Source organism: Cryobacterium sp. Y62 (assembly GCF_002929785.1).
Lineage (GTDB): Bacteria > Actinomycetota > Actinomycetes > Actinomycetales > Microbacteriaceae > Cryobacterium.
In genome coordinates this window covers 1-3,511 of the sequence record NZ_PJJK01000035.1, presented here as the reverse complement: position 1 = coordinate 3,511, position 3,511 = coordinate 1, and the positions used below count along the sequence as shown (strand labels likewise).

4 protein-coding genes and 1 pseudogene are annotated in these 3,511 nt (G+C 59.8%); 4 read left to right on the top strand and 1 reads right to left on the bottom strand.

Annotated features, from left to right (window positions below; all coding sequences use genetic code 11):
• Positions 1 to 328: 328 nt before the first annotated feature.
• Positions 329 to 1,231: a hypothetical protein gene (locus CXY71_RS00400; protein ID WP_199184125.1), complete on the bottom strand. Its 903-nt coding sequence runs from the start codon at positions 1,229 to 1,231 to the stop codon at positions 329 to 331.
• 218 nt (positions 1,232 to 1,449) lie between these two features.
• Between CXY71_RS00400 and CXY71_RS00395 the strand changes: the two are divergent.
• The 4 genes and pseudogenes from CXY71_RS00395 to CXY71_RS22490 form a co-directional block, all read left to right on the top strand.
• Positions 1,450 to 1,602, top strand: a pseudogene (locus tag CXY71_RS00395) (helix-turn-helix domain-containing protein); the annotation flags it as partial.
• Between the two features lie 296 nt (positions 1,603 to 1,898).
• Positions 1,899 to 2,198: a hypothetical protein gene (locus CXY71_RS00390; RefSeq protein WP_104133768.1), complete on the top strand. Its 300-nt coding sequence runs from the start codon at positions 1,899 to 1,901 to the stop codon at positions 2,196 to 2,198.
• 60 nt (positions 2,199 to 2,258) lie between these two features.
• The gene (locus tag CXY71_RS21595; protein ID WP_233204307.1) at positions 2,259 to 2,417 is read left to right on the top strand and encodes a hypothetical protein; all 159 of its coding nucleotides are present in this window, start codon (positions 2,259 to 2,261) and stop codon (positions 2,415 to 2,417) included.
• Positions 2,381 to 2,794 (top strand): tyrosine-type recombinase/integrase, encoded by a 414-nt coding sequence (locus CXY71_RS22490; RefSeq protein WP_368665841.1) that lies wholly within the window; start codon positions 2,381 to 2,383, stop codon positions 2,792 to 2,794. The genes CXY71_RS21595 and CXY71_RS22490 overlap by 37 nt, the downstream gene beginning before the upstream one ends.
• Positions 2,795 to 3,511 lie beyond the last annotated feature (717 nt).

The following is a 3,511-nucleotide window of genomic DNA, read 5'->3' as shown; positions in this document are numbered from 1 at the left end:
GCAACTACTACGCTGAAACAAACGGCCCGATAAATATCGAAGCCGCCAACAAAACGGCGGTATGAAACCCGGGACGGTTCATATTGCTCCTGATCGTCGTCGCTCACTTCGTGATCCCAGAGCCCTAAATTTCGCCGCAGCACCCTGATCCCCCGACCGGGTCCACACGATCGAAGCGTCGCGTGATAGGACAAATTACCAAAGAAAATCGTGCCGACCAGAGGCTGTAGCGTGTCCTTGGAATAAGCCGAACATTGAGCGACGCAAATTGACAGCACATTGACGAATCAGAGGTCAGCTCGCGCCAGTGCGTCACAGTGGAACCTTTTCAGCTCGCGCGCGGCGACGTCGGGACGGAAGATGCGTTCGGGTCGAGGTTCGGATCCCACGGCCGGGGCATCCCGATCAGGTTTGGAAACGGGAAGACCGTTTGGCACGCTCTCGCGATGGGCGCGATTGTTCGGGCGACACCCGCGATCTCGTCGTCGGTCACTCCGCTCCACGGAAGGACGGCCAATTGGTTGGTCACATGCTCGGCGCGATCGAGTGCTGCTCTGCCCTTTTCACTGATCTCGCCCTGGCCCGTCAGCAGCCCGCGAGCCGCGAGTTCTTCAACTTCGGCTGCCCATTGTTCCTCTGTCCAGCCACGTGCCTTCCTCACGCTCGTCGCGTCGATATCCACCGCGCTGCGCAACACGAGAGTGCTGATGCCCGCGATCCCTCCCTCGACCAGTGCGATCACATGACTGTCTCCGCGATGCTCTCGGAGAGTGGCCGCGGCCTGCCAGAGACGGCGATACGGATCCGACTCCACCGGCAGTGCGCTGTTCGCCGCCGCAAGTGGTCGGCCTATGGTGTCGACACGAACCGCGGCTTGGGCAAGTGCGTCAGCCGCTTCGGTGACAGATCGCTCATCGGGCACAAGGTTTCGCAACGTTGCTGCTGCACCCCGCGACCGCGCATCGAGGACCCGGTCTACCGTCACCGTCGACCACACAGCCGGCAGCACCCGTTCGACCAGGAACGGAGCGAACCCACTGAAGATCGCCACCACCGGAGCGGCGGTCACGGCCCCGAGCGGGGCGGCGCGACCTGCGAAGTACCCGTCCCAATAACGGATGAGTCCGATATCCGCGAACGCCTCCCTTGCCTCCGGCGAGAAATACGTCACCGCGTGGATCGGCTCGAACAACGTCCACAGTGCCCGAACCCGATGGTCTAGCTCGCTCATTCGTCTCCCTCGTCGCCGCGTGTTCCCGATCCTATGCCGCGCGGCGACACCCTCCTAAAAGTCTCGGTTCGCCGGTGGCATGTTGCGGATGTAAGTGTCGAGGACAAGCTTTCGTACTGATATTCGATGTTCCGCATGGAGACCTTCATCTGTGGAGATTGAGGACAAAGTGAAGTGTCAGGGGTTGGCTCGCCCGATGGCCTTTAGGGGAACGGCGGATCGCTCTTCCAGAGGCTGAGCGGTCGGGCTGGTACTTGTCTTTGGAGGAACGACTGCAGATCGCGGACTTGCACCTGGGTGGCGCCGGCGTGCGGGCGATCGCTGCTCTGGTAGGCCGGTCTGCTGCCACGATCAGTCGAGAGCTGGCTCGAGGCAGGTCCAAGACTGGTCCGCAGGCACGAACGAGGTACGCCCCTTATGCGGCGCAGTAGTAGGCCGAGCTTCGCGGTCGCCGTCCCCAGGCCAGCAAGTTCAACCATCCGGCGTCCGAGGCGGCCTGCTACGAAGAACTCGGGCAAGATCCCGAAATCACCCACCACAACAACGTAAGGAAGGAGATCTAATCGTGGGGTCACACTGCCGGTCGGCGATCGCTACGTTGGTGGAGCGTCAGACCAAAAATCCGTGCACGCTGTCGCTACCGCGGCGGTCACGAGAAACAGTGCCGATGGAACGCACAGGAAAGACGAAGGCCACTGCCAAGGTATTGCTCGAGGCGGCAGTCAAAGCCAGAGCTAACTCCGGCGATGCAGACCTTAACAACGACTCGACTATAGAGATGTTGATGCAGGTTTCGTGGCCTTGGAAAATGGAAACCTCCAAGCTGAACGAGGGCAATAAAGGAAACTACACCGATGTCATTGAACGAATCATCATTCCTGGACTCGGCGCGGTAAAGCTACGCGAGGCAACGACCGGCCGCATGGACCGCTGGCTTGGAAAGGAACGGCGAAGGCGTGTTGGGTAGGCGGAGATTGCCCGCACCCTCCTAAACCAAGCGTTTGCTTTCGCCGCCCAGCGCGACGCTGTGACCGGCAACCCGATCGCCAACGCCTCCAAGCCCGTCAAGGACAAGCCAAAGCCGCGCGCTCTGACCACCGAAGAGCTTGTAACGCTCCGCGAAGCGGTTCGTGGAATGCGTCAGAACACCTGGCTAGCCGCTGCCTCGAAACGCAGCTCGGCGTAGCTGGCCGTATCGGTGAAATCGCTGCGCTCAAAGTCGAGGACCTCGACTTAGACAACCACGTCAGTCCGCGCGTCAACATCACCGCCACCGTAATTACACCAGTCGGCGAGAAGCACAGCCGGCAACTGCACACCCAAGACGGTGTAGATGGCCCGCGCACGGTCATCATCCACGAGTGGCTTGTCCTAATCCTGAGGAACCGCGCACTACTCGCGGGTCAGAGCGGATTGCTCTTCGCTTCGAGGAACGATGAGCTACTCGACCCGCACACCATGCGTGAGTCTTGGCGACACATACAAGAAGCCGCCAGGCTCGGCGGGATGACGCCGCATCACATACGAAAAACGGCGCTATCGAAGATTTCGCAAGTTTTTTGACCTGGAAACGGCGTTAAAAGTCGCTGACCGCAAGGGGACCGAGGTGACGAAGCGTCACTACGTCGAGAAGGTCATCGCTGCGGGACCGATGTTCGTGTTGCGTTTACCGACCTGGCCCCGAAGCCTGGCCTGCGGCTTGGTGAGAAGGCCTCGTAGTAAGTGCTCTTGAAGCATTTACGACAGGTAAGCGTTGGATGCAGGGATAATCCGGAGCAATCCGCACCCTGCATCCCTTTGCTTATAGTGCCCCTGGAGGGATTCGAACTCCAATAACCGTCCGCGCGGTGTCATCGATGGCGTCAAGAGCCGCGTGGATTCAACGTTTTTGAGTCACAATGAGGCATCCAGATTCACTCAAAGTTTTTTCAAGTGTGGGCAAATTGTGGGCACGTTTGCGAAGCGTCACGCGTTACCTTGCCAGCGTCGCAGCCGTTACGCGGCACCGGTGTATCCTCCAGCGAAGTACCCCCGACGGAAACGCTCAGCGGGATCAGTCGACGGCTCTAAACCGTTCAAGTCCCACACGTGTGTTGTCATCCACAACAACAAAGCTGGGTCCATCAGAAAGCCCCTCAGTTCATCACCCTCCCGCGTCCCCACAGGGCACTGCGGCCGATACTGATGATTATGACAAGTAGTGTGCGGCATATACGCATAGAGTGCGAATACGCCGGTTGGGCAACACTTCGCCCGCGATGCGAGTCATAGCGGCCCAGG

Coding starts and splice junctions, on each gene's coding strand:
- CXY71_RS00400 (WP_199184125.1), bottom strand. CDS start 1,231: ATGAGCGAGCTAGACCATCGGGTTCGGGCACTGTGGACGTTGTTCGAG.
- CXY71_RS00390 (WP_104133768.1), top strand. CDS start 1,899: ATGGAACGCACAGGAAAGACGAAGGCCACTGCCAAGGTATTGCTCGAG.